The sequence below is a fragment of the Streptomyces sp. NPDC001890 genome (genome assembly GCF_042891445.1).
In the GTDB taxonomy this organism is placed as follows: Bacteria; Actinomycetota; Actinomycetes; order Streptomycetales; family Streptomycetaceae; genus Streptomyces.
The window spans coordinates 1-24,810 of sequence record NZ_JBIATE010000026.1 but is presented as its reverse complement, the minus strand read 5'-3'; the positions used below and the strand labels follow the sequence as shown (position 1 = coordinate 24,810).

Sequence of the window (24,810 nt, the reverse complement as noted above, 5' to 3'; positions counted from 1 at the left end):
GCCCCGGCATCCGTGCCGCACTGGTGGTGCAGGTGTCTCACTCCGGGATCCTCACCTTCAGGCCCTCACGCACGGCGGACCCACTGACCTCGACCCTGCCGTCGGCGAAGAGCCCGGTTTTCACGGCGATGAAGCGGCCCCCCTCAGCCCGCTCCAGCCCGTACCCGCCCTCCGCGAGCGCGACCAGGGCGGCCACGGGAACGGTGAGAACGTTCTTGCGCTCCTTCATGACGTACCGGATGGTCACGGGGCCGGTCTGCAACCGGCCGAGCCCGGTCTGTTCGTCGAAGGTGATGGTGACGGAGACCTTCGCATCGCTCCCGCCCTCCTCGCTGTCGCCGCCTTCCTCCTTGCCGTCTCCTCCTGTGGCGTCCTTGCCCACTGCACCGACCTCGCCGCGCACCTTGCGCCCGTCGGGCAGCTCCACGTCCACCGATGTGCCCCGGGTCGCCCAGCCTGTCTCGGCGGCGGAGGCGGCAACGGTGACCATGCGCCGGGTGCTGGTATAGCCGAGCGGGGTGCCCGTGGCCTCCGCACCGACCCGCACGTTGCTACCGGCGATGCGGACGGCGCCGGGGGCGTAGACGATGTCACCGGTGGCCACCCGCCCCGTCTGCGGGAGGCCGAGGTCCTTCTGCCACTGCTTGACGGCATCGGCGGTGCGGTCGGAGTAGGTGTCGTCCACGGTGAAGCCGGTGTAGCCGAGCGCAGAGAGGTTGGACTCGAACTGCTTGACGTCCATGCCGCGCATCGGGCTTGCAGTGGCGGCACCGTCGGCGTTGCCGCCGCTGCCAGTGCCGCCGTCGGCGTCTTTGTTTTCGCCGCCGTCGGCGTTCCCCTCTCCCGAGTCCTCGGTGTCCCTTTCGGGGAGGCCGAGCTCCCGATAGACGGGGAGTGCACCGTACAGCAGCACCACGGGTCGGTCGTCGACTCGCAGAACGACTTCCCCCCGCTTGATCTTCGCCCTGGTCTCGGGCAGCCAGGTCACCGTCCCGGAGGCCTTCACCAGGAAGGGCACCTCGCGCCCGTAGCCCAGTTCCCCCTCCAGCTCGGCCTGTTCTCTGAGGGTGGTCCGGGTCACGGCCACCTCCTTTCCCGTGCGCTGCCGCGCCGCGGCTTGGTCCTCGTCACCGCCGCCCCCGCCGAGCCCGAGCGCCCCGGCTCCGCTGACGGCAACGACGAGAACTATTCCCACGCTCACGTAGAGGGGGCCTCGCCTGCGCTTCACCTTCTCCACGTCGGCTCAGCCCTTCGGGGCGACGGTGGAGTGGTCGACGCCGTACACCGACTTGTCGCACGTACGGCCGGCGCTCTTGGCGCCGGCGGAGGTGGAGTCCCAGTTCTCGTCGACGAAGTAGCCGTCCTCTCCCACGTCGGGGAAGTCGGGGGCGCCGTTGTCCTGCATGCAGGTGGCGTACTCGTGGCGCTTGGCCTTCTCCTCTTTGGTCAGCTCGGGCTGCTGTGCCTTCTCAAGGCTGTCCGACAGGGAGGGTTGCTTGTCGGCGCACTTCTCCTGAGCACGCAGATACTTCGGCTCGCGCTTCCACTGCGTGGCGGGGATGTCGATCTTGACGTTGCCCTTGGCGTCAGGGTCGGGCAGATCGACTCCCGCCTCGCGCATGCAGCCGACCCACGCGCGCATGCCGTCGATGTATTCGGCGAGCTCCGACTCGACCTGCTCGGTGGTGCTCTTGGCGGAGGGCTTACCCCCCGACACGTTGGCGACTTCGTCAGCCCCGCCCCCGCCGGTATCGGAACATCCGGCCACGGCCATCAGCAAAGCCACCGCAACGAGCGAGCTTCGCCCCCACCGTCGTACGCCCATCAATCTGGCTCCCCACAGCATTCCAGCCGCCTGGCCCGACGCCCGACGGCAGGCTGCGAAGGTAGGCGCGGGGTGATGAAGAACCTATGAGGAAGCCGTCAAGAACCTTTGGACTGGCAGGACGCCGGACACCGCCCCTTCCACGGGCGCGACGACGAAGCCGCGAATCCGCTCGGCGATCGCGGGCCAGCCGGAACCGAACCACACGAAGTGACTGTCGGCCGCGCTCTCCACCAACTCGGCCGCGGGCAGCGCGGCGGCAAGCGCCTCGGCGTGCGCGAACGGCACGGCAGCATCGTTTCGGGCGCCGATCACCAGGGCGGGTTGACGTGGCCGGGCCATCTGGTCGGCGAAGCGACGGACGTCGTTGCGGAAACCATGGCCAGAACGCGTACGCGCAAACAGCCCCACCAGAGTGTCGCGATCCGCGTCGGACAGCCCCGCCACCACCTCGCCGGCGGGCCGGGAGGGCAGGTCGCCCATGAGCAACCGCAGCGCCGTGTCCGGGGCGGTGCGCAGCAGCGCACGCATCATCGCCCACGTCGCACGTTCGGTCACAGCCGTGAAAGCGACGTCCGCCGCGAGTCGGGTACGCCGCTCAGGCCAGGGCATCAGGCCGACCGCGCTCTCCAAGATCAGGCGCCGCACAGGCGGGGATACTGCGCCGCCATCGCCAGGGCGGTGCGTTCCCCCGCTGACGGCGTACCGCCGTCCATGCGTCTCACTCAATCCAGTCCATGCAGGTCAGCGGTGCCCAAACGACTAACAAAAGGCCCGCCGCTCGTGGCGGCGGGCCCGATTGCCATCGCTGGCTCAACCAGGCGATCCAGGTCACGATGGCGCCGCCGGTCGCTGATGCCAGGCCGTAGACCAACCCGTGGCCGGCCGTGCGTCCAGTACTCCAGCAGGATTTCGCTGCCTGAGATGGTCTTTCGCCGGGTGGCGGGAGTGTAGCGGGACATCGGTCGTGCGGGGGCGGTCTCACGGCGATCGCCCCTCGATCGTGCGACAACGCCGCAGGTAGTGACAGCGGCGGGGCAGCCTCCAAGGGTGTTCACCGAGTCTGCCACCGCGCAGTGGGACCTGGAACTGGACGATCTCTTCCTGACCATCGGCCATCATTTCGGCCGTGTGGCGCTTCGCCGCCGCATGCGTGACCACGTACGCGGGCTACTCGCCCCGGTGGCCCGCAAGAACAGCTGGCAGCTGGCCGAACAGGCCGGTCACGCCACCCCCGACGGCCTGCAGCACCTCCTTGCCGGTGCGAAGTGGGATTCCGCCTATGGTCAGGACAACCGCTTCCGCCGGCTGCTGGAACAGTCGGGCGTCGGCTACGTGCTGGCCGTCCCCAAATCTCCATTCAGCGTGGGCTGTTCACGGATCGATGTTCTGTTCGCACAGGCCCCGGACGAGGCGTGGGAGAAGATCTCATGCGGCGACGGCGCGAAGGGACCCCGCATCTACCACTGGGCAGCGGTGCGGCTGCCGGCCGTCGCCGAGTTCGACCACCAGGGCGAGGTGCCTCACCGGATGCGGTGGGCACTGGCCGCGCGGGTGGCGGGGCGTTCTCGTCGGGGTGAGGTCCGGCGGCAGCGTCGGACAGGCGTCAGCGGTCGTGCCGTGCGGCAACCGCGTCGTAGGTGGCGTTCAGGGAAAGGTTGACCGCTTCGGGACTGCGCTGGGCGACCCGGATGAACAAGATGTCGACCAAGGCGAGTTGGGCCATCCTGCTGGCCATCGCGCCGGGGCGGAACCGTGTCTCGCGGGACACGGTGGTCAGCACAGAGCTTGCGTGCCCCGCCAGAGGAGTGTCCTGGAAGTTCGTGATCGCGACGGTGTGCGCGCCTGCTTTCGCTGCGGTCCTCAGCGCGGCGATCGTCTCGCTGGTACGGCCGGAGTGGGAGAAGGCGATGGCGACACTGGCTGGGGGCAGCACGGCCGCGCTGGTGATGGCGAGGTGCGGGTCGACCCAGCAGTTTGTCAGGCGGCCGATCCTGCGCAGTTTCTGCTGCAGATCCTGACCGGCCAGGCTGCTCGATCCCGATCCGTAGATGTCGACGACGGGTGACTGGGTGATCGCTTCCACGACGCGGTCCAACTCCACGACGTCCAGTGCCTCGGCGGTACCTTCGATGGCGCGAGCTTCGTGGTACGCCAGTTTGCGCGCCACGGCGAGGGCGTCGTCATCAGGGTTGATCTCGGCATCCTCGACACCGAAGCTGAGCCGTCTGCGTTGCTCGTCGGCGGCTGCGCGGGCGAGCGCGATGCGGAAAGCCGGATAGCCCGACAGGTCCAGTGCTCGGTAGAGCCGGGTGACGCTGGCTGCTGAAGTGCCGCACTGTTCGGCGAGTGCGGTGATGGTCATCTCCGATGCTTCCGCAGGTGTAGCGAGGGCGAGTTCGGCGATGCGGCGTTCGGCCGGTCGCAGGCCGGGGAGTGCCTGACGCAGTCTCTCCAGGACATCGGCCGTCATGGTGACTCCTCTGGTGTCTGATCGGCACAGGCGCGTCGGCGCTGCCGACTCCCCGGCGGGGGTGGCCGTCACGGCGCACTCCTGCGCCTGATGTCCACACTCTCCCATGCTCTGGCCTGGGAAAAGAGCGTCATGGGAAAAAGTTACACGCTAGGCACTTGGCATGAAAATTATTGTGAATATGCTGCTCGGCAGTGTCCGGTGTCACAGAAGTCACGTGATGCCGCGGATCTGTAAGAGGAGAGCAATGCCCAGATCACACGCCCCGGTTGCCAAGTTCGTGCTGGCCAGCGGCATCGCAGCGACGGTCCTCATGACGACGACCGCATGTTCGGGTGGCGCCGGCGGAACCGGTGCAGGCCCTAACGGCGAGGCGCTGGTGTTCGGCGTCAGCGCGGACCCCACCCAACTGCTGCCGTGGACGGCAACTGCCGTGCAGTCCAACCAGGTTCTTGGGCAGGTCTACAGCTCTCTGCTGGACGAGGACTCTCGCCTCGCGCCGGCCGCCGGCCTGGCCGACCTGCCCGAGGTCTCCGACGACGGGCTCACCTATACCTTCACGCTGAAGCCGAACGTGACCTTCTCGGACGGATCGGCGCTGGATTCCGCGGACGTCAAGTACAGTCTCGAAAAGATCCTCGACCCGGACACCAAGGCGGTCGCGCGTACCTCCCTGGCGGACATCAAGGCCGTCACCGCTCCGGACGCCGGCCATGTCGTCGTCAGGCTGAGCAAGCCCAACTCCTCGATCCTGTCCGCCCTGAGCGGTGTGAACAGCTCGATCCTGCCGTCGGACAAGCCGCTGAGTGCCCTCAAGACCAAGCCCGTCGGCAGCGGCCCGTACGCCTTCAAGAGCCGCACCGCCAACCAGTCGGTCGCGCTTGAGCGCAACGACACCTACTTCCGCGGGCGCCCCGGGCTGAGCACCCTTGAGTTCCGCATCATCGAGGACAAGAGCGCCATGGCCTCCGCGCTGCGCTCCGGAACCGTCGACATGGCGATCTTCGACGACTCCGTCACCGCCAAGACGGCCACGTCCAGCTCGGTGAAGGTCACCGATGTCGACCAGCTCGACTACCACGCGCTCCAACTGCGCGCCGACGCCGCCGTCTTCAAGGACACTGACGTGCGTCTCGCCGTTCAGTGCGCCATCGACCGGGAGCAGGTCGTCAAGACCGCTGCCCTCGGCCAGGGCGAGGTCGTCGGCCCGATCACCTCCCCCGCCTACGCCTCCTCGCCGGACGCCCGTCCCTGCCCCGACCCTGATCTCGCTGCCGCCAAGAAGCACCTCTCCGCAGCCGGCAAGTCCAAGGTGTCCTTCACCGCGATCGTCCCGCAGGGCCTGTACTCCAGCGCCGCCGACGAGGCCCAGAACATCCAGGCCCAGCTCGCTGAGGCCGGCATCACGATGAAGATCGAGACCCTGGACTCCAGCGCCTACGTCGACCGCTGGCTGGCCGGCGACTTCGACGCCGCCATCGCCCTCAACGGCACCGGCAGCGACCCGGCCACCTCGTACACCCGCTACTTCACCTCGGACGGCAACTTCAACAAGCTGGCCGGCTACCGTTCCGCCAGCCTCGACAAGCTGTTCGCCCAGGGCATCGAGACCTCCGACATCGCCGCACGCAAGGAGATCTACGGCAAGATCGCCAAGGAGCTGGAGGACAACGCGGTCTGGATCTGGCTCTACAGCGGCCGCAGCTACATCGCCACGAACACCCGGGTGACCGGCTTCGAAGCGATTACCGACGCCGGCCTGCAGAGCCTTTGGAAGACGAAGGTTTCCTGATGCGGACCCTGTCCTATCTCGCCGGCCACCCCGTCCTGCGCAGGGTCGGGGAGGCCGTCCTGACCCTGCTGGGCGTCTCGGTCCTGACGTTCGTCCTGCTGCGCGTGCTGCCTGGTGACCAGATCACCGCCTCCTACGGCATCGACGCCGGCGAGCTCACCCCGGAACAGGTCGCCCAGTTGCAGGCCTACTACGGGGTGGACAAGCCCCTGGTGGAACAGTTCTTCTCGTGGCTCGGCGGTGTCCTCACCGGCAACCTCGGTGTCTCCTCGAACGCGGGACAGAGCGTCGCGGAGCTGACGTCGCAGGCCCTGCCCGTCACCGCGGAGCTGGCCGTCCTGGCGATCCTGCTGGCCCTCCTGATCGGCGTGCCCGCGGGTCTCTTCGCCGCCTCCCGTCCCGGTGCCCTGCGCGACACCACCGCGCAGACCTTCAGCCTGCTGTCGCTGTCCGCGCCGGTGTTCCTCACCAGCACGGTGTTGGCCACCGTGCTGGCCAACAGCTTCGGCTGGAACCCCAACGGACTGAACTACGCGCGGCTCGCCGAGGACCCGCTGCTCAACCTCCAGCAGATGCTGTTGCCGGCCCTGGTCCTGGGGGTGAGCATCGCCTCGCCGATCATGCAGACCACCCGGACCGCGATCCTCGACATCCGCGGCGAGGACTTCATCCGCACCGCACGAGCCAAAGGCGTACCCGAACGCCTGCTCCAGACCCGGCACGTGCTGCGCAACGCCCTGATCCCCATCGTGACGATGAGCGGCCTCCAGTTCGGGTTCCTGCTGGGCGGAGCCGTCGTCGTGGAACAGATCTTCTCCCTGCCGGGGATCGGCCGACAGGTCCTCATCGGCATGGGACAGAAGGAGTACTCCGTGGTACAGAGCACGGTGCTGGTCATCGCCGTTCTGTTCGTGCTGGTCAACCTGCTGACCGACCTCGTCTACCGGCTGGTCGACCCCAGGGTGTGGTCGCGATGACGACGACCACGCTCGCCCCCGCTCCCGTGGAGGAGACGGCCAAGCGCGAGCACGTGTTCACAGCGCTGCTGCGCAACCGGTCCAGCCTGATCGGCGGTGTTCTCACCCTGATCGTGCTGCTCACCGTCGGCGTGGGCGCGCTCGGCCTGCTCCCCTACGACCCGGCCACCCAGGACGTCGCCGCGGCCCTCCAGAGCCCCAACGGCTCCCACTGGCTCGGCACCGACCAGTTCGGGCGCGACGTGTTCGCCCGCGTCGCCTCGGGCCTGGGCAGCTCGCTGCTGGTCGCGAGTGTCTCGGTCGCCATCTCCGGCGTCCTCGGCATCATGCTCGGCGTTTTCGCCGGCTTCTTCGGCGGGGTGGCCGACCGGATCATCGGCGTGGTGACGAACATCCTGTTCGCCTTCCCGTCACTGCTCCTGGCGCTCGCCCTGGCCGCCACGCTCGACCGGAGCTGGCAGACCGTGTCCCTGGCCATCGCCGTGGTCTACCTGCCGATCTTCATCCGCGTCGCCCGCGGCCCGGTGCTCACCCTGCGCTCCGCCGACTACGTGACCGCCGCCGCGGCCCTCGGACAGCGCAGGACGGCCACCCTCTTCCAGCACATCCTGCCGAACATCCGGAGCATCATCCTCGTCCAGGTGGCCCTCACCATGTCCTGGGCGATCCTCACCGAAGCGGCGCTGAGCTTCCTCGGTTTCGGCACCCCGCCCCCCGCGGCGTCACTGGGGGTCATGGTCTACGACGCCCGCGCGCTGAGCAGCATCGCGCCCTGGCTCCTGGCCGGGCCGGGTCTCGCCCTGGTCGTCTTCGTCCTCGGCCTCAACATGCTCAGCGCCGGCCTCCGTGACGTCCTCGACCCTCGATCCGGAGACCGCCGATGAGCTCCACCGAACCGGCCGCCACCACCCTCGACTCCCTGCTCACCGAGCGCATGGACGGGATCGGCGTCATGCTCGACGCCCTGCCCACCAGCGACCTCGTCCACCTGATGAACGACGGCGACGCGGAGATCGCGGGAGCCGTGCGCGGGCAGTCCGCCGCCATCACGGCCGTCATCGACGCGGCCTGCCCCCGCATGGCCGGAGGCGGACGCCTCATCTACGTCGGCGCGGGCACCTCCGGGCGCCTCGGCGTCCTCGACGCCTCCGAGATCCCGCCCACCTTCGGCGTGCCCCCCGGCCGGGTCGTCGGCGTCATCGCGGGCGGCTCGCGCGCCATCACCGACGCCGTCGAAGCGGCCGAGGACAACCAGGAACAGGGCCGCGCCGACATCGACGCCCTCGGCGTCGGCTCCCTCGACACCGTCGTCGGCATCGCCTCCAGCGGCCGTACGCCCTACGTCCTGGGAGCCGTCGGACGAGCCGCCGAGCACGGCTGCCTGACCGTGGGCCTCTCCTGCAACGCAGACGCCCCGCTCTCCGCAATCGTGGAACACCCGCTGGAGATCGTCATCGGCCAGGAGATCGTGCGCGGGTCCACACGGCTGCGCGCGGGCACCGCCACCAAGATGGTGCTCAACATGATCTCCACGCTCGCCATGGTCCGCCTCGGCAAGACCTACGGCAGCCTCATGGTCGACGTACAGGCCACCAACGAGAAGCTGCGCCACCGCGCAGTCCGGATCGTCGTCACCGCCACCGGCACCGACGAAGACACCGCGCACCGGGTCCTGGCCGAGGCCGGCTGGAAGGCGAAGACCGCCATCGCCATGATCGCCCTCGACTGCGACCGGGAAACCGCGAACGCAGCGCTGACCGCCGCCGCCGGCCGGCTCGGCGCCATTCTGGAGGACCACTGATGCGTGTACTGGGCATGATCTCCGGCACCTCCCACGACGGCATCGACGTGGCCGTCGTGGACTTCCAGCAGGACGGCACCACCCTGCACGGAACCGTCACCCATCACGACACCGTGCCCTACTCGGAGCAGCTCCGCGCCGACCTCGTCGACGCTCTGCCCCCCGGCCGGGTGACCGCGGCCGACATCTGCGCCCTGGACACCCGGATCGGCCAGGCCTTCGCCGACGCCGCCCGCACGGCGCTCGCCGCAGCCCCCGCCGACGTGGTGTGCACCCACGGCCAGACCGTCTACCACTGGGTGGAAGGCACCACCGCGCTGGGCACCCTCCAGCTCGGACAGCCCGCCTGGATCGCCGAGGCCACCGGGCTGCCGGTCGTCTCCGACCTGCGCAGCGCCGACATCGCCGCCGGCGGCCAGGGCGCCCCCCTGGTCCCGGCCCTCGACCGTATGCTCCTGGCCGCCAAGACCGGGCGCGGCCTGGCCGCCGGCGCCCTGAACCTCGGCGGCATCTCCAACATCACGGTGCTCGCACCCGGCGCCGAGCCCGTCGCCTGGGACATCGGCCCGGCCAACGCCCTCATCGACGCGGCCGTCGCGGCTGACCCGGCGCACCCCGACAGCTTCGACCGCGACGGCCTCATCGCCGCCTCCGGCCGGATCGACCGCCCCCTCCTCGCCGCTCTGCTCGACGAGCCGTACTACGACCTCGCGCCCCCCAAGAGCTCCGGCAAGGAGATCTTCCACGCCGGGTACGTCGACGAGGTGCTGCGCCGCATCGGCGCCCGCCCCGCCCTGAACGACCTGGTCGCCACCCTCACCGTGCTGACCGTCGAGACGGTTGCCCGCACGGTCGTGGAGGCCAAGCTCGACGCCCTCTACGTGTCCGGTGGAGGAGTGCGCAACCCGGTCCTTCTCAAAGGCATCACAGACCGGCTGCCGCAGGTCCGCGTCCACACCACGGACGCCCTCGCCGCCCCCTCCGACGCCAAGGAGGCCATCGCCTTCGCGCTGCTCGGCTGGAAGACGCTGCACGGCCTGCCCGGCAACGTCCCCAGCTGCACCGGCGCCGACGCCGAACGCGTCCTGGGCCGCCTCACACCCGGCACCGCGCCCCTGACCCTCCCGGCCACCCCGGCGGTACGGCCCCGCATCCTGGTCCTGGAAAGGGCCGGTGCATGAGGCAGCACCTCACCTCCGTCGCCGAGGGGATCCGCCGCAGCGGCGGTGCGGGCGAGGGCCCGCCCGCCGGGGTGTGCCTCGGCGTGCTCACCCCCGCCACCGACACCGTCCTGGCCGCCGCCGGGTGGGCCGCTCTCCCCACCGGGACCGCCCCCGGCGAGCACCTGACCACCTCGGCCGTCTTCGACCTGGCCTCGGTCAGCAAGATCGCGGGCACCACCGCCCTGGCCATGCGACTGACGGCGGCCGGGCTGCTCGACCTCGACGCGCCCGTCCACCGCCACCTCACCGGATTCCGGGGCGGCGACAAGAATCTCGTCACGGCCGCCGACTTGCTCGCCCACCGTGGAGGCCTCACGCCATGGTGGCCGCTGTACTGCGCCACCACCAACCGTGAGCAGGCCCTCGACCTCGCCGAGGGCCTGCCGCTGAGCCACCCCCGAGGCGAGCGGCGCGTCTACTCCGACGTCGGCTTCCAGCTCCTGGGCCGCCTCATCGAGCGCATCACCGGGACCGGTATCGCCGAGGCCTACCAGACGTGGGTCGCCGCGCCGCTCGGCCTGACCCGCACCGGCTACGGGCCCGTCGATCCCACCCGGGCGGTGGTCTGCGCCGACGGCGACCAGATCGAGTACGCCATGATCGCCGACGGCGTCCCCTATCCCGTGCCCTTCACCCCGGCCGACTTCACCGGCTGGCGCACCACGGCGGTCCGTGGCCACGCTGCCGACGGCAACGCCCACCATGCCCTCGGCGGCGCGGCCGGCCACGCCGGGCTCTTCGCACCGGTCGAGGAGATGCTCCGGCTCGGGGCCGCGCTCGCCCGGGACGAGGAATTCGTGCCGGCCGCCGTACGAGCCCGGTTCACCGCCGCCGCCTCGCCCGACGAACCCTCCCAGGGGCTGGGCTTCCGCCGGTTCGAACTGAGCACCCCGAACGGCCCGGTCCCCATGATCGGCCACGACGGGTTCACCGGCACCCACCTCTCCGCCGCGACCGACCGCTCCCTGGTCGTCGCGATGGCCGCCACCCGGCTGCACGGCGCCACCGGCGCCCGCGCCGACCTCCTCTCCGTCGCGGACCTGGCCCACGACGCCCGCCAGGGCATCGTCCAGGCCCTCGACCTGGAGGCCGCGCTCCCCGCACCGTCCCGGTCCGCCGGCCACGGCACCACCCCGCAGGCTCAGGAGTCACCATGAAAGCCACTCAGGCAGCCCGGACCGCGGGCACCGACAACGCAGGCACCGACCCCAAGCTCCGCATCCGCGACCTCTCCGTGGTCTTCCGCACCGCGGGCGGCGACTTCACCGCCGTCGAAGGGGTCAACCTCGACCTCGCGGCAGGCGAGACCGTCGCCGTGGTCGGCGCCTCCGGGTCGGGCAAGTCCACCCTGGCCGCCTGCGTGAACCGGCTGCTGGCGGAGAACGGACGGATCGCGGGCGGCACCATACACCTGGACGACTTCGACATCACCGCAGCCTCCGACCGGGCCATGCGGCAGATGCGCGGAGCCCGCGTCGGCATGGTGCCGCAGGATCCGATGACCAACCTCAACCCGGTCGTCAGCGTCGGCGCGCAGATCGTCGAGGCGCTCGAAGTGCACGGCCGTGCCCAGGGCGAGGCCGCCCGCAAGGAAGCCACCCAGCTCCTCGAAAGGGTCGGCATCACCGATGCCGCGGCCCGCTTCAAGCAGTACCCGCACGAGTTCTCCGGCGGCATGCGCCAGCGCGTGCTCATCGCCATGGCCCTCGCCTGCCGCCCCGACGTCCTCATCGCCGACGAACCCACCTCAGCCCTGGACGTCACCGTGCAGCGCGTCGTGCTCGACCAGATGGCCGCTCTGACCCGCGAACTCGGCACCGCCGTCCTTCTCATCACCCACGACCTGGCCATGGCCGCCGAGCGCGCCGACCGCATCGTCGTCATGCACAACGGCCGCCTCGTCGAGAGCGGACCGTCCACGACCGTCATCGCCGACCCGCAGGACCCCTACACCAAGCGGCTCCTTGCGGCGGCCCCCGGCATGGCCCGCCCCAAGATCGAGCCGGTGCCCGCCGACCCGGACCGCCATGACCCCCCGCCGGTGCTGGAACTGCGCAACATCACCAAGGAGTTCAGGCTCCGCGGCCGACGCGAGCCCTTGCGCGCCGTGGACGGCGTCAGCCTCAGTGTTCAAGCCGGGCGCACCGTGGCCATCGTCGGCGAGTCCGGATCCGGCAAGTCCACCACCGCCCGCATCGCGCTCCGCCTGGAGGAGTCCGACACCGGCGAGGCCCGCTTCGACGGCTCGGACATCACCCGCCTCAAGGGCCGCGGCCTGCTGCCCTTCCGCAGCGCCGTCCAGCCGGTCTTCCAGAACCCCTACGCCTCGCTCGACCCCCGCCACACCATCGACCGGATCATTGCCGAACCGCTGCGCGTGCACCGCATCGGCGACCGCCGCGCCGACCACCGGGCACGGGTGGTCGAACTCCTCGACCAGGTTGCCCTGCCCGCCTCCGCGGCCGACCGCTACCCCCACGAACTCTCCGGCGGCCAGCGTCAGCGCGTCGCCATCGCCCGCGCCCTCGCGCTCAAGCCCCGCCTGATCGTCATGGACGAGGCGGTCTCCGCGCTGGACGTGCTTGTGCAGGAGCAGATCCTGGACCTGATGGTCGACCTTCAGCGCGAACTGGGCCTCGGCTACCTGTTCATCAGCCACGACCTCGACGTGGTCCGCCTCGTCTCCCACCACGTCCTGGTGATGCGCAAGGGCCGTGTCGTCGAGGAAGGCACCCCGGAAGCCATCTTCGACCGCCCCACCCACCCGTACACCCGCGAACTCATCGACGCCATCCCCGGAAAGAGCATGCACGTGTGACCGCATCCCGCGTCCGGCCGTCCGCAACTCGCCGACCAGCAGCATCGGACGGGCCGGACCTCCGAGGCCAGCACCGGGCCCATGCGGCCAGCCGGGCCGAACCCACTCGTTCTGCGCCGTAAACACCAAGTGGGCGGACGGGTTCCCATCGGACCGCTGTCGGATCCGCGAACCTCGTCGCTGCGCTCCGGGTCCGGGCAGGGGCAGCCGGGAAGGCGTGGTGGCGAAGTGCTGCCAATCCTGGCAGGTGGTCACCGGCCATGCTCCGCCAGCAAGGTCCTGGCCGGCCAGGGGTGTGCACTACGGCGGCGTCGTCGCTGGGGCCGGCCGAAGCCGGGCCGGGCTGACACGGCGGCAGCCGAGGCCCCGGCCGTACCGGTATTCGGGAGCGAGACGCCCATACAAGCCGCGCGGTTGCGCCCGGAGCCTCGGGCGCTCGCCGCGCGGGCCTGGTTTCCGATCTCGCCCGGCGCATCCCGGAGGCAGGTGCGGGTCAGGTGTCGGACGGGGTGTCAGGTCTGGTTCCGGACAGCGCGTCGCTGTAGATGCCGGTCATCGCGGTCACAGCCCGTCGGCGGTCCAGGGACGGGTCCAGGCGGTGCTGGATGTTGATTCCCAGGGTGCTGCCGAGCAGCGCCGCCGCGACGGCCTCCGGGTCGGTGACGTGCGCACCGGTCGCGCGCAGGTGGTCGGCGTACAGGCCGCGGATCTTGGCGTACTCCTCGGCGTACGTCGTGCGCAGGGCCGACTCGCGGCTCACCGCCTCGATCAGCAGTGTCGAGAAGATGTGCGCCTCGGGCCGGGACATCAGGGCGAAGTTCGCCTCGATCAGGGCCTCGATTCCGGCGTCCGGCCCGGCGACGGCCAGGCGTTCGCGCATGAAGTCCGTGCCCCATTGGAACGCTTCCTCGATCACCGCCTTCAGTAGCCCGTCCTTCGAGCCGAAGTGCCAGGCCACGGAGCCCCGGCTGATGCCGGAGCGCGCCGCCACGGCCTGGACGGATGCCGCGGCGGACCCGCCCTCGGCGGCGAGTTCCCACGCGGCCGCCACCAGCCGGCGCTGGGTCTCGGCGGAGATCTCCTGCTTGCGGGTCGCACCCACGCGGTGTCCTTCCCAATGTTGCGGCGGCCTGACACGGCCGATTCTGTCACGTCGGCCGGGCGGCGCCGGGGCCGGTGAGCTCTTGCTATGTTATCCGTCCAGTTCTATGCTGAGCGTCCAATAACTAAGGAAGGTTTTGTCATGGAACTGATCGACCTCACCAGGACGCTGGACCCCGCCGACCGCGAGCGGCTCCCCGAGCAGCTGCGCCCGCTCGCCCCGGTGATCGCGCCGGCCGTGGCCTATGCGCACCCGACCGGCGAGGGCCGAGAACAGTTCGCCGCCGCCATGCACTGCAGCGTCGAGGACCTGCCCGACGGCGAGGGCTGGGGTGCGGAACTGCTCACCGACTTCAACTCCCACCTCGGCACCCACGTGGACGCCCCGCTGCACTACGGCTCGACCTGCGAGGGCAGGCCCGCCCGCACCATCACCGACATCGGCCTGGACGAGCTGTGGTGCGAGGCGCTCGTGCTGGACCTGCGCGACCGGTGCGAACCTGACGCCCCGATCACAGTGGAGGCGCTGGAGTCCGCCCTCGCCGACAACGGCGCCCCGGTCCCGGCCGGCGGAGCGGTCCTGCTGCGCACCGGCCAGGAGCGGTACGGGCTGTCCGACCCCGAGTTCTTCCGCTACCCGGGCATGAGCCGCGAGTCGACACTGCTCCTGGCCGACCTCGGGGCCAAGGTCCTGGGCACCGACGCCGCGGGCTGGGACCTGAGCTTCCCCGTGATGGCGCGCAAGTTCCGCACCAGCGGCGACAACTCCGTGCTGTGGGACGGCCACCGGGCCGGCCGCGAGCGGGAGGTCTTCATCGTCCAGCAGCTGACGAACCTCGCCGCACTGCCCCCGTCAGGGTTCCGGGTGGCGTTCTTCCCGATCAAGATCGCCCGCGCTAGCGCCGCCCCCGCCCGGGTCGTGGCCTTCGTCTGACCCCCGATCCCCGCAGACCGACCCCTGCACCCTGCTGAGGAGAGGAACCGACCATGAAACTCGCAACCGTGGAGCACGACCGCATCGAGCGGACCGCGCTCGTACTCGATCAGGGCGAGCGCCTGCTGCTGCTCGACCGCGCCCACCGCCTGGTGACCGGCGAGCACGCCCCCGCGCTGACCACCATGCAGACGATCATCGACGGCGGCGAACCCGCGCGACAGACCCTGGAGCGGCTCGCCGCACAGGCCCCGCCCGAAGCGGTCGTCGCCGCATCCGAGGTGCGCTGGCTCTCCCCGCTGCCCAGGCCCGTGCAGATCCGGGACTTCGGCAGTTTCATGGATCACTTCCGCAACGCCCGCTCCCGGATCCAGGGCATCCCGGCCGACCAGGTCGAACTGCCCGCCATCATGCTCGAACGCCCGCTGTACTACGTGACCAACCGGCTCTCCGTGACCGGCCACGACAGCGACATCCGCTGGCCCGCGTACTCCTCCGTGCGGGACTACGAGTTGGAATTCGCCTGCGTGCTGGGCCGCGACGGCACGGACATTTCTGCAGCGGACGCTCCGTCGTACATCTTCGGCTACACGATCTTCAACGACTTCAGCGCCCGCGACACCCAGCTGGAGGAGATCGCCACCGGGCTGGGCCTGAGCAAGAGCAAGGACTTCACCGACTCGAACGTCCTGGGCCCGTGGATCGTCACCGCCGATGAGCTCGGCGACCCGTACCGGCTCACGATGACCGCCCGCATCAACGGCGAGGAGGTCAGCCGCGGCACATCCGCCGACATGCACCACACCTTCGCCGACATGATGGCCTTCGCCTCCCAGTCGACCCGGCTGCACGCCGGAGAGGTCCTGTGCTCGGGCACCGTGCCCACCGGCTGCGGGCTGGAGCACGGCCGCTACCTGGAACCGGGCGACACCGTGGAACTCGAAGTCTCCGGCCTGGGCGTGCTGCGCAACCGAGTGGTGTCATGAACCGCGAAGCACTCATCCTCGGCGTCGGCGCCACCCCCTTCGGCCGCCACCTCGACCGCGGAGCCGGCGACCTCGCCGGCCAGGCCGCACACGAGGCACTGCGCGACGCCGGACTCACCCCGGCCGACGTCGGCGCAGTCTTCCACGCCACGGTCAGCCAGAAGGCTATCGACGGCCAGCACATGATCCCCGGCCAGGTCGCCCTGCGCCCGCACGGGTTCGCCGGGGTACCCGTGGTGAATGTCGAGAACGCCTGCGCGGGCGGTGCCACGGCCCTGTGGCTGGCGATCGCCCATGTACGGGCGGGCCTGTCGGACGTTGCGCTGGCCGTCGGCGTGGACAAACTCGTCTGCGCCGATCCCGCCCAGGGGCTGGCGGTGTTCGACGGGGCCATGGACATCGCCCACCGCGAGGAGACCCTGGCCGCGCTCACCGCCCTGACCGACTCCCTGCCGCTCGAATTGACCGTGGACGGCAACCGATCGGTGTTCATGGAGATCTATGCCTCCCTGGCCCGCGCCCACATGCAGCGCTTCGGTACCACCGAAGCCCACCTGGCCGCGGTCTCGGCGAAGAACCACGCCCACTCCGTCCACAACCCCCGGGCCCACTTCCGTCGAGCATTCACCGCGCAGGAGATCCTGACGGCGCGGCGGGTTGCGTGGCCACTGACGGTGCCGATGTGCTCGCCGGTCAGCGACGGGGCCGCCGCCGTCGTCGTGACGCGCGCCGACTTCATCCGCGACGAGTCGGCCGTGGCGGTACTGAGCAGTGTCCTGTTGTCGGGCACCGACCGGGCGCCGGACGACGCCGGGCGGCACATCGGCCGCCGGGCCGCGCTCGCCGCCTACGAGAAGGCCGGCATCGGCCCGCAGGACGTCGACGTGGCGGAGGTCCATGACGCCACTGCCTTCGGCGAGATCCAGCAGGTGGAGAACCTGGGATTCTGCCCGATCGGCGACGGCGGCCCGTGGTCGGCCTCGGGCGCCGGCGCGCTCGGTGGCACCGTTCCGGTGAACCCGTCCGGAGGACTCGAATCGCGCGGCCACCCGGTTTCCGCCACCGGACTGGCGCAGGTCTTCGAACTGGTCACACAGCTGCGCGGCCGGGCGGGCGAGCGCCAGGTCCCCGACGCGCGCATCGCCATCGCCGAGAACGGCGGCGGCCTCTACGGAATCGAGGAGGCGGTGGCCGCCGTGACCATCCTGGGGAGGACCCGATGACACCCGGATACGCGGACCTGATCCTGTCGGCGCTGCGCAGGCGGCCCGAGCGCACTGCCTTCCGCTTCTCCGGCGACGACGGGACAAAGCACACCTGGACCTACGGTGAGACCGCGGAACGGATCGAACGCACCGCGGCCGCGTTCGGACGACTGGGCCTCATGCCCGGCAACGGGCTCGCCCTGCTGTGCGGCCCGAACCCGCAGGCGTTCACCGTCATGGCCGCCGCCTGCCTCGCCGGACTGCGCTACACCGCCCTGCACCCGCTGGCCACCGCAGACACCGACCGGACCGTCCTGCGCGACAGCGCGTCCGACTACCTGGTCGTGGACGACACCCGCTTCGCCGCCCGCGCCCGCCCCGACGGCACCAAGGCGATCACCCTCGCCGAACTCGACCGCCTCGCCGCCGACACACCCCCCGGTCCGAACGACCCGCGCGGCCCCGCGCTCTACCTTTTCTACACCGGCGGCACGACCGGCGAACCCAAGGGCGTGATGCTGCGCGACCGCTCACTGCTCGCCAACGCCTGGGCCTGCTCCACCTGGGCCTGGCCGCCGGACACCCACTTCCTGATCACCACCCCCATGTCGCACGCGGCCGGGCTCCTGGTCGCCCCCGGCCTGCTCCACGGCGCCGGCTTCGAGCTCCACCCCTCCTTCGACCCGGACCGCGTCATCGACGCGATCGAACGCGACGGCGTGAGCGCCACGTTCGTCGTCCCCACGATGCTGTACGCCCTGCTCGACCACCCTCGACTCCCCGCAGCCGACCTGTCGGGGCTGAACTGGGTCCTCTACGGTGCCGCACCCGCCGACCCCGCCCGGCTCGCCCAGGCGCACCGGCTCCTCGGCCCCGTGCTCAGCCAGCACTACGGCCAGGCCGAGGCCCCCAATGCCCTGACCGTCCTGGACCCGGCCCAGCACCGCGACGACCCGCACGTCCTGGGCAGCTGCGGTCGGCCGATGCCCGGCGTGGAGATCGCCCTGCTCGACCCGCACGGCCGGCACGTACCGGCAGGCGAGCCCGGCGAGCTGTGCGTCCGAGGACCGCTCGTGATGGACGGCTACTGGAACAAGCCCGAACAAACCGCAATCGTGCTCGACGGAGGCTGGCTGCACACCGGCGATGTCGCCCGCCGGGACGACACCGGCCTGATCACAATCATCGACCGGATCAAGGACACCATCATCACCGGCGGATTCAACATCTACCCGCGCGAAGTCGAGGACGCCCTCGCCACACACCCGGCCGTCGCCACCAGCGCCGTCTACGGCACACCCGACCCGCACTGGGGCGAAGCCGTCACAGCCACCGTGGTCCTGCGCCCCGGACAGCAGGCCACCCCAGCCGATCTGACGAACCACGTCCGCGCCCGCAAGGGCGCACTCTGGGCCCCGAAACTGCTCCATCTCGCCGATTCGCTGCCCCTCACCGCCCTTGGCAAGATCGACAAGAAGAAACTCCGCAACCAGCCCTGAACAGGGCTCGGGCGCGCAAACCGCTCCACCTCCTCGGATGACACACGGCCGGCACCGAGCGCACCCTGGCGCGTGCTCCCGCGCCGGCCTCACCCTCGGTTTCTTCCATGGCCTTCGGAGATCGGCTGCCAACGGGCGGGCGAGATGGAGTCGGGTGTAGGCGGCGAGGGTGAGCCAGGTCCACCAGTCGGCCGCTTCCAGGGCGCGGATCTTTGGGCAGGCCCAGCCGAGAGTCTGTTTGAACAGCTCATCCAGCTGCGGCTGTACTTCGTTCACAGCGCAGCACTGTCGACCACACCGCCTTCCGGCCGGGCGATTTTCGGGCGACCTCAACCGCCATCACACGAAGATCGGTACTCACGCTGCGTACGCGACCACAAGAAGTAAGAAGTGGACCAGAACCCGAGTCGGTTCTGGCACACATTCCGTGAGAGCGGTGGACGAGTCTCTTCTGATCGGCAGACTGGAGCGATGCGGATAGAGAGCGCCATCAGGATTCAGGCAGTCCGGCTCGCCGTGTCGGTTGGTGCCGTCGTCGTCGCTCCGGTTCTGCTGGTGGCTGGGGCTCCGTTGCGTCACCGCATGTTACCGCCTTCGTCGTGCGGCACGGCGCCGGTCCCGCCTCGCTGATGGCGCTGCGGGGACTGCTGGCCCGGGCGCGACGCAGGGATTACGCGGCGGAGGAGGGCGAGGTCGCCTCGGCCTGGCGTTCATTGCCGCGCTCGTGCTGGATCACCACGCATACCCGATTGCCGGGGTCCCCGTCACCTTCCCCGGCGACGCTTTCGACGAGACGGAACGCCACCGCATCGCCAGCCATGTGGCGTGGAAAGTAGGGGAGTCGACCCGCCGGGTCGGCGGGGCCGGACCGCCTCACCACGGCCGGATCGGGCAGATCTCCACCCGTCGTCCCTCTCCGTCCAGCAGATGCCCCATTCTCTTCACGGTGTGCATGCCGAGGACGCGGTCGGTGACGTCGAGGCTGGGCAGTTGGGCGCAGACCGAGGTCTCGCGCTGCTGGACCGAGCCGACGTCGCGGAGCCAGTAGGTGGCGAGCACGTTGGCGGAACCGGTGACGGCGGCCAGCAAGCGGCACTCGGGCAGTGTGGCGAGGGTGCGGTGCAGCCGGTTCACGTCGCTCGCTGCGGCCCGGCCGCGGAAGGTGACGGACACCGGCAGTCCTGACACGGCGGGTGCCATGTCGCAGCGGAACGCCACGATTCCGCTCGCGGTGAGCCGGCCGAGCCGCCGGCGGACGGTGGCGGCGCTGCTCCCGGTGAGAGCGGCCAGCTCCGCGAGCCGGGTGCGCCCGTCCCGCACCAGCGCGTCGAGGAGCACGTGGTCCAGTGGGCCCGGATCGAAGACGGCGCCCCCCGGTCCGTCCGCGGTGCCGGTCCTTCCCAGCAGGGAGAGCTGGGACGCGTCGAGCGACCCCAGTCGCCACCGGGAGCCTTCTGCGTAGAGGGAGGTGGCGAACACGCATTCCATGTCGAGGACGTCGGGCAGGGCGGCCAGGTCCTCACTCACGAACCGGTGCATGCCCGCGAGGTCCGGTGTCAGTACGTCCACCAGGAGATCGGCGGCTCCCGCAGCGACCAGTTCGACGGTCGCCGCCTCCCGCAGTCGCGCCACCTGCCCGGCCAGGCGCTGCCTGGCCGCCGGAGCGCACCGGACGAAGACGAAGGCCGTGCAGCCGCCGTAGGAGAACGACGGCCCTGGCACCGCCGTCACCCAGGCCAGCCCCTGCGTGGTGAGCCGTTCCCAGCGGCGGGCCAGTGTCACCGGGGTGACACCCAGCAGAGGCGCCAGATCCGTCCATGGCGCCCGGGGGCGAACCTGCAGCGCGTGCACGAGAGCAAGATCGAGCTCGCTCACGATGTCTGAATCCAACAGCAAGTCCTCTCGAAGTGACGGTTTCCGTCGTTTTCCCGTCCCGTTGGCTCTCCGGTCGCACTCTAGCCACCACGTCGTATTCCAGCCAAGGGAAAGAAGGTGAGACCGTGACGAACTCCATCAGCCGAGGCCGTGGACTGATCGCGACGATGATCCTCATCGTGGTCTGCAGCGGTGTCGTCCAGGGGTATCTGACCCCGCTGCTGCCCGTCGTGGGCGCCCATGTCGGCATCGGCGGCGTGGGCCAGAACAACCTGTACCTGCTGTCGCAGGTCGCCTTCGCCGTACTGACCCCGCTGCTCTCGCGCTGGGGCGATATGTGGGGCCACCGGCGACTGCTGCTGATCGCCGTCACCATGGTCGCCGTCGGATCGCTGCTCATCGCAGCCCGGCCCACCGCCACCACGCTCGCGGTCGGCATGGTGCTCCAGAGCGCGGTGGTCGGCTTCTTCCCACTGCTGGCGGGCATCCTGCGGTCCCGCTCGCCCGAACACGGCCGTGTCGGCATGTCGGTTCTGGTCGGCGCGTTGCTCCTGTCCATCGGCACCGGCGGCTTCGTGGCCGGAACGCTCAGCGACGAGCACGCCCTCGCCGGGCTGTGGACGGCGGTCCCCTTCTGCGCCCTCGCCGTCGCTGCCGCTGTCGCCCTGCCGACGAGCACCGCCCCTCGCGCGGGCCGGTTCAATTCGCTCGCCGCTCTGCTGCTGACCGTCGGGCTCGGCGCCCTGATCCTGGTGCTCACCGAAGGCGGGTCCTGGGGCTGGACGTCGGCGTCCTCGCTGCTCACGATCGTTGGGGCACTCGTGCTGCTGGCCGTCTGGGTGCAGGTCGAACGGCGCTCCTCGCATCCGCTGGTGGACATCCGCATGCTGCGCAACCCCCGTCTTGCGGCGGTCAGCGCGCACACGTTCTGCATCGCCTTCGGCGCCATCGGCTTCCTCGGCGCCAACGCCGTGTATCTCGGCACGGAACCGGACGGCGGCGGGCTCGGACTCGGTGCCCGGGCCATCTCCCTGGTGTCCCTCGCCATGGTCGCCGTCGGCTTCGCCGGATCCACCCTGACGCCCCGGCTGGCCCGGGCGATAGGCGACCGCGCCGTGCTCGCGGTCGGCGGATGCGCCGGCGCCCTCGGATTCCTGAGCCTGTGCCTCTTCCACTCCTCGCTGCCGCAGTACCTGGTGGGTGCGCTGATCGTGGGCCTGTCCACCGGCATGTTCGAAGCCGCCACCCGGTCCCTGTCGGTCGAGGTGGTCGGCGAGGCCGAGACCGCGTTGTCCGTCGGCGTCAACGAGATGGCGCTGTCGCTCGGAGCGGCCATCGGCGCGGCAGTGATCGGCGCCCTGTGGGCCGGCCACACCACCTCCCAGGGCGCCGTCACCGGTGCGGGATACCAGTGGGCGTGGGCCGTTTGTGCCGTCGTGGCGCTCGCCGGAGCCGCGGTCGGCATGCTCTTCCGTAACCCGTCCTCGGCGCCCGGGCCCGAAGCACGCGTCGCCCACGTCGGGAGGGCAGCATGACCGACCCGATCACGCCGACGCGGGACCACGCGCTCGCCGTCGCCGCCGACTTCGTACGCGACCGCGAACAAACGCTCGTCGCGCTGAGCCACAGCCTGCACGCCGAACCCGAGACGGCCATGCAGGAGCACAAGTCGGCGGCGAAGATCGCACGCATCGCCGAGGAAGCCGGCTTCGATGTCACCTACGCAGTGGCGGACCTGCCGACCGCCTTCGTCGCCACCTACGGAACCGGCGACCTGGTGGTGGCCCTGTGCGCGGAGTACGACGCGCTGCCCGGCATCGGACATGCCTGCGGCCACAACGTCAACGGAGCCGCCTCGGCCGGAGCCGCCCTCGGCCTCGCCGCAGTCGCCGACCTCGTCGGGATCACCGTGAAACTCATCGGCACGCCCGCCGAGGAGGACATCGGCGGCAAAGCGCTGCTGATCGAGGCGGGTGTCTTCGACGACGTGGCCGTCGCGTTCATGGCCCACGCCGCGCCCGAAGACTCCGTCGGCGCCTCCTCTCTGGCCATCGGCGCCTGGGACGTCGTCTACCGGGGCAAGCCGGCCCACGCCGCGCTCGCCCCCTGGGAAGGCGTCAACGCCCTGGACGCGATCACCCTCGCCCACACCGCCGTGGGACTGCTGCGCCAGCAATTGCCGCCGGGCACCCTGGTTCACGACGTCGTCTTCGAAGCCGGCCGAGCGGTCAACGTCATCCCCGACACGGCCCGGGCCCGCTACGAACTGCGCACCCGCACCACCGAGGACCTCGCCCACGCCCGCCGCCGGATACGGGCCTGCCTGGAGGCGGCCGCCCTGGCCACCGGCGCCGAGCTGGAACTCACCCCGCACGGATTTGACTTCGCCGACCTACGACAAGACGACTTCCTCACCGACGCCTACACCCGCGCGGCCCGGGCCCTGGGCCGTGAACCCGTGGACCGCCGGGGCGAAGTCATGGCCTCCACCGACATGGGAAACGTCTCCCACCTCCTGCCCGCACTCCACCCGACCATCGGCTACGACACCGAAGGCGCTCACCACCACACAGCACTCTTCGCCCGGTACGGCGACTCGCCGGGCGCAGACCGCGCCGTGGTCGACGCCGCGATCGCCCTCGCCCACGTCGGTGTGGAGGTGGCGACGGACGAGGCCCAGCGCAAGCGCTACCTCGACCTGCTCGCAGACCGCCGAGCCGCGACTGCCCTCGACTCGTGACCCGCCGTGAATCAGTGGATCAGTGCGGCAGCCGGCCCGGCGCCCGCAAGGACGCCGTGGCGGCTCTACATCACGCTCGACCGATCCGCTGCGGCAGCTCCCGGACGGACGGGTGGGGCGCGGCGCCTGAGTCCTTCCACATGGGAGACGATCCCCGATGCGCTGCCCCCGTCCGGGCAGTTGCCCGGACGGGGGCAGCTGGCATGATCTCCGCGGCTGGTTACAGGGCCGGGCCATCCTGCTGGAGGAGCCAGTCGTTGAAGCCGTCCAGAGTCTGGCTGAGAAGGTCGAGCTCGCCCAGATCGAGGGACGCTGAGTGGGACTGAACGAGGCCCTGATCGATTCGTCCGTCGGGCGAGGCGGAGTCGACGAACGTCGGAAACTTCTTCGCCAGCGTCTCAGCGACCGTGCTCCGGTCCAGCTCACTCGCCTGGGCAAGCCCGGCCAGGCGTTCATCGCCAAGCGCTGCGGTCACCTGGCCAGGAGTGACCGGCTCGTTCGGGCCGTCACCAAGCCAAGAACTGAACTGCGGCAGAACCTCATCACCCATCACATGCTGCCTTTCTCAAGACATCGTTTCTGATGGCTGTCAGAGGTGTCGCGTAGATTCTGGTCGTGACCGGGTCTTTGAGTGAAGTTCTCAGACAGCTGCTGGACGACTTGCCATCTGGCAGGCTGATAGGGCCGTGTCATCATCCGCATCCGGTGGTGTGGATGAGCGACGGCCCGGTCGCGGGCGCGGCTGACTGGTGGAAGCGATTGCACGCGCGTCGTTGTGAGACCGGCCTGTACCCGCTGTTGCTCGAATACCCCGACGGCTCGTTCGAGCCCGCAGGCGGGGGCTACGGGGCCGACGCCGATGCCGAATCGTACTTCCGGAGCAAGTGGACGGACGACTCGTGGCCGCCTTTCAAGGAGTGGCCCGGTCTCGCGACGCCTGCCGCCGTGGCGACGGACGCTGACGTGTGCGCGGGGGAAGTGGCGGCTTCTGTCGCCCGCGACGGCCGAGCCCGGTGTCTCGCACTCGTCCAGGTCGCGCGGGGCGCTGATGCCCCCGCTGCCCTCAGCTGGCGGGGCATGACGAATCACATGACAGCGCAGGAACTGTCGGCAGTGCTGCGCTCCTGGGAGCACCGGTTTGGTGTCCGTGTCGTGGGTTTTGGACACGGAAGCCTGTATCTCTCGGTTGCTGCTCCGCCGATGGACGCCCGCCAGGCCCGTGTCCTTGCCGCGGAGCACTACCTCGCCTGCCCGGACGTCTTCTACGAGGACCCAGACCTGGACTGGTCCACGTACCACGAGGAGCTCATGCAGCGTCGCGAGTGGCGGTTTTGGTGGGATTGAGAGTGGCCTTCTTGGCGAGGCGGCGGTGGCAGATGAGCGTGGCGGCGATGTCGGCGAAGGCGAGGAATTGCTCGGGCTTGCGTTCTTAGACCGTGTCCTATGTGGTGAGTCGGACCAGTCGCTTGTAGCAGCAGAGGGTGGCGGCGAGGCCTAGGAAGGCCAGGTAGTTGCGGGGGTGGCGTTCGTAGCGGTGGTTGAGTCGGCGGTAGCCGGTCAG

At 70.2% G+C, this 24,810-nt stretch carries 22 protein-coding genes and 2 pseudogenes; 15 read left to right on the top strand and 9 right to left on the bottom strand.

Translation table 11 applies throughout. From position 1 onward, the window contains the following. Positions 1 to 37: 37 nt before the first annotated feature. The 3 genes from ACFYY1_RS35730 to ACFYY1_RS35720 all read right to left on the bottom strand — a co-directional run bounded on the left by ACFYY1_RS35730 (position 38) and on the right by ACFYY1_RS35720 (position 2,473). The gene (locus ACFYY1_RS35730) at positions 38 to 1,237 is read right to left on the bottom strand and encodes a peptidoglycan-binding protein (RefSeq protein WP_388593086.1); all 1,200 of its coding nucleotides are present in this window, start codon (positions 1,235 to 1,237) and stop codon (positions 38 to 40) included. Between the two features lie 6 nt (positions 1,238 to 1,243). Continuing rightward, a complete protein-coding gene (locus tag ACFYY1_RS35725; RefSeq protein WP_388593084.1) occupies positions 1,244 to 1,717 on the bottom strand; it encodes a hypothetical protein in 474 nt (157 codons plus the stop codon). A 192-nt stretch (positions 1,718 to 1,909) separates the two neighbouring features. After that, complete coding sequence (locus ACFYY1_RS35720; protein ID WP_388593083.1) at positions 1,910 to 2,473, bottom strand: alpha/beta hydrolase; 564 nt, start codon at positions 2,471 to 2,473, stop codon at positions 1,910 to 1,912. Positions 2,474 to 2,875: 402 nt separating this feature from the next. On the opposite strand from ACFYY1_RS35720, the gene ACFYY1_RS35715 reads away from it, so the two are divergent. Further along, a complete protein-coding gene (locus tag ACFYY1_RS35715; RefSeq protein ID WP_388593080.1) occupies positions 2,876 to 3,487 on the top strand; it encodes a hypothetical protein in 612 nt (203 codons plus the stop codon). On the opposite strand, the gene ACFYY1_RS35710 is transcribed toward ACFYY1_RS35715, so the two are convergent. Beyond that, on the bottom strand, positions 3,432 to 4,298 hold the full coding sequence (locus ACFYY1_RS35710; protein ID WP_388593078.1) for a MurR/RpiR family transcriptional regulator: 867 nt from the start codon (positions 4,296 to 4,298) through the stop codon (positions 3,432 to 3,434). The two genes, ACFYY1_RS35715 and ACFYY1_RS35710, sit on opposite strands and share 56 nt — an antisense overlap. Before the next feature lie 247 nt (positions 4,299 to 4,545). Here ACFYY1_RS35710 and ACFYY1_RS35705 point away from each other — a divergent pair, with 247 nt between their 5' ends. From ACFYY1_RS35705 to ACFYY1_RS35675, 7 genes are read left to right on the top strand one after another with little or no spacing between them, the layout of a single operon-like run. Continuing rightward, positions 4,546 to 6,090, top strand: coding sequence for an ABC transporter substrate-binding protein (locus tag ACFYY1_RS35705; protein WP_388593077.1), 1,545 nt, complete (start codon positions 4,546 to 4,548; stop codon positions 6,088 to 6,090). After that, positions 6,090 to 7,067 carry an ABC transporter permease gene (locus ACFYY1_RS35700; protein ID WP_388593074.1) on the top strand — a complete coding sequence of 326 codons (978 nt, stop codon included), beginning with the start codon at positions 6,090 to 6,092 and terminating at the stop codon, positions 7,065 to 7,067. Before ACFYY1_RS35705 ends, ACFYY1_RS35700 begins: the two co-directional genes overlap by 1 nt. Beyond that, the gene (locus tag ACFYY1_RS35695) at positions 7,064 to 7,951 is read left to right on the top strand and encodes an ABC transporter permease (RefSeq protein WP_388593072.1); all 888 of its coding nucleotides are present in this window, start codon (positions 7,064 to 7,066) and stop codon (positions 7,949 to 7,951) included. Before ACFYY1_RS35700 ends, ACFYY1_RS35695 begins: the two co-directional genes overlap by 4 nt. Further along, positions 7,948 to 8,868 (top strand): N-acetylmuramic acid 6-phosphate etherase, encoded by a 921-nt coding sequence (murQ, locus tag ACFYY1_RS35690; protein WP_388593070.1) that lies wholly within the window; start codon positions 7,948 to 7,950, stop codon positions 8,866 to 8,868. Before ACFYY1_RS35695 ends, murQ begins: the two co-directional genes overlap by 4 nt. Then, a complete protein-coding gene (locus ACFYY1_RS35685; RefSeq protein ID WP_388593067.1) occupies positions 8,868 to 10,049 on the top strand; it encodes an anhydro-N-acetylmuramic acid kinase in 1,182 nt (393 codons plus the stop codon). The genes murQ and ACFYY1_RS35685 overlap by 1 nt, the downstream gene beginning before the upstream one ends. After that, a complete protein-coding gene (locus ACFYY1_RS35680; protein WP_388593065.1) occupies positions 10,046 to 11,248 on the top strand; it encodes a serine hydrolase domain-containing protein in 1,203 nt (400 codons plus the stop codon). The genes ACFYY1_RS35685 and ACFYY1_RS35680 overlap by 4 nt, the downstream gene beginning before the upstream one ends. Further along, complete coding sequence (locus ACFYY1_RS35675) at positions 11,245 to 12,909, top strand: ABC transporter ATP-binding protein (protein ID WP_388593063.1); 1,665 nt, start codon at positions 11,245 to 11,247, stop codon at positions 12,907 to 12,909. Before ACFYY1_RS35680 ends, ACFYY1_RS35675 begins: the two co-directional genes overlap by 4 nt. Before the next feature lie 493 nt (positions 12,910 to 13,402). On the opposite strand, the gene ACFYY1_RS35670 is transcribed toward ACFYY1_RS35675, so the two are convergent. Beyond that, on the bottom strand, positions 13,403 to 14,011 hold the full coding sequence (locus tag ACFYY1_RS35670; RefSeq protein ID WP_388593061.1) for a TetR/AcrR family transcriptional regulator: 609 nt from the start codon (positions 14,009 to 14,011) through the stop codon (positions 13,403 to 13,405). A gap of 141 nt (positions 14,012 to 14,152) precedes the next feature. Between ACFYY1_RS35670 and ACFYY1_RS35665 the strand changes: the two genes are divergently transcribed. From ACFYY1_RS35665 to ACFYY1_RS35650, 4 genes are read left to right on the top strand one after another with little or no spacing between them, the layout of a single operon-like run. After that, on the top strand, positions 14,153 to 14,944 hold the full coding sequence (locus tag ACFYY1_RS35665; protein WP_388593059.1) for a cyclase family protein: 792 nt from the start codon (positions 14,153 to 14,155) through the stop codon (positions 14,942 to 14,944). 53 nt (positions 14,945 to 14,997) lie between these two features. Continuing rightward, positions 14,998 to 15,930 carry a fumarylacetoacetate hydrolase family protein gene (locus ACFYY1_RS35660; protein ID WP_388593056.1) on the top strand — a complete coding sequence of 311 codons (933 nt, stop codon included), beginning with the start codon at positions 14,998 to 15,000 and terminating at the stop codon, positions 15,928 to 15,930. After that, positions 15,927 to 17,153 (top strand): thiolase family protein, encoded by a 1,227-nt coding sequence (locus ACFYY1_RS35655; protein WP_388593054.1) that lies wholly within the window; start codon positions 15,927 to 15,929, stop codon positions 17,151 to 17,153. The genes ACFYY1_RS35660 and ACFYY1_RS35655 overlap by 4 nt, the downstream gene beginning before the upstream one ends. Beyond that, the gene (locus ACFYY1_RS35650) at positions 17,150 to 18,634 is read left to right on the top strand and encodes an AMP-binding protein (RefSeq protein WP_388593051.1); all 1,485 of its coding nucleotides are present in this window, start codon (positions 17,150 to 17,152) and stop codon (positions 18,632 to 18,634) included. Before ACFYY1_RS35655 ends, ACFYY1_RS35650 begins: the two co-directional genes overlap by 4 nt. 78 nt (positions 18,635 to 18,712) lie before the next feature. Here ACFYY1_RS35650 and ACFYY1_RS35645 read toward each other — a convergent pair. Then, a pseudogene (locus ACFYY1_RS35645) lies at positions 18,713 to 18,880 on the bottom strand (transposase); the annotation flags it as partial. 627 nt (positions 18,881 to 19,507) lie between these two features. Next, positions 19,508 to 20,524, bottom strand: a complete 1,017-nt coding sequence (locus ACFYY1_RS35640; protein ID WP_388593049.1) for an Lrp/AsnC family transcriptional regulator — start codon at positions 20,522 to 20,524, stop codon at positions 19,508 to 19,510. Between the two features lie 110 nt (positions 20,525 to 20,634). Between ACFYY1_RS35640 and ACFYY1_RS35635 the strand changes: the two genes are divergently transcribed. Both ACFYY1_RS35635 and ACFYY1_RS35630 read left to right on the top strand, forming a co-directional pair. After that, positions 20,635 to 22,044, top strand: a complete 1,410-nt coding sequence (locus ACFYY1_RS35635; protein ID WP_388593048.1) for an MFS transporter — start codon at positions 20,635 to 20,637, stop codon at positions 22,042 to 22,044. After that, positions 22,041 to 23,249, top strand: coding sequence for an amidohydrolase (locus ACFYY1_RS35630; RefSeq protein WP_388593047.1), 1,209 nt, complete (start codon positions 22,041 to 22,043; stop codon positions 23,247 to 23,249). Before ACFYY1_RS35635 ends, ACFYY1_RS35630 begins: the two co-directional genes overlap by 4 nt. A 220-nt stretch (positions 23,250 to 23,469) precedes the next feature. Here the strand turns inward: ACFYY1_RS35630 and ACFYY1_RS35625 are convergent, their stop codons facing one another. Further along, positions 23,470 to 23,799, bottom strand: coding sequence for a YidB family protein (locus ACFYY1_RS35625; RefSeq protein ID WP_388593046.1), 330 nt, complete (start codon positions 23,797 to 23,799; stop codon positions 23,470 to 23,472). Between the two features lie 65 nt (positions 23,800 to 23,864). Here ACFYY1_RS35625 and ACFYY1_RS35620 point away from each other — a divergent pair, with 65 nt between their 5' ends. Beyond that, on the top strand, positions 23,865 to 24,593 hold the full coding sequence (locus ACFYY1_RS35620) for a DUF4253 domain-containing protein (RefSeq protein ID WP_388593044.1): 729 nt from the start codon (positions 23,865 to 23,867) through the stop codon (positions 24,591 to 24,593). A gap of 97 nt (positions 24,594 to 24,690) precedes the next feature. On the opposite strand, the pseudogene ACFYY1_RS35615 reads toward ACFYY1_RS35620, so the two are convergent. After that, positions 24,691 to 24,810, bottom strand: a pseudogene (locus ACFYY1_RS35615) (IS5/IS1182 family transposase); the annotation flags it as partial.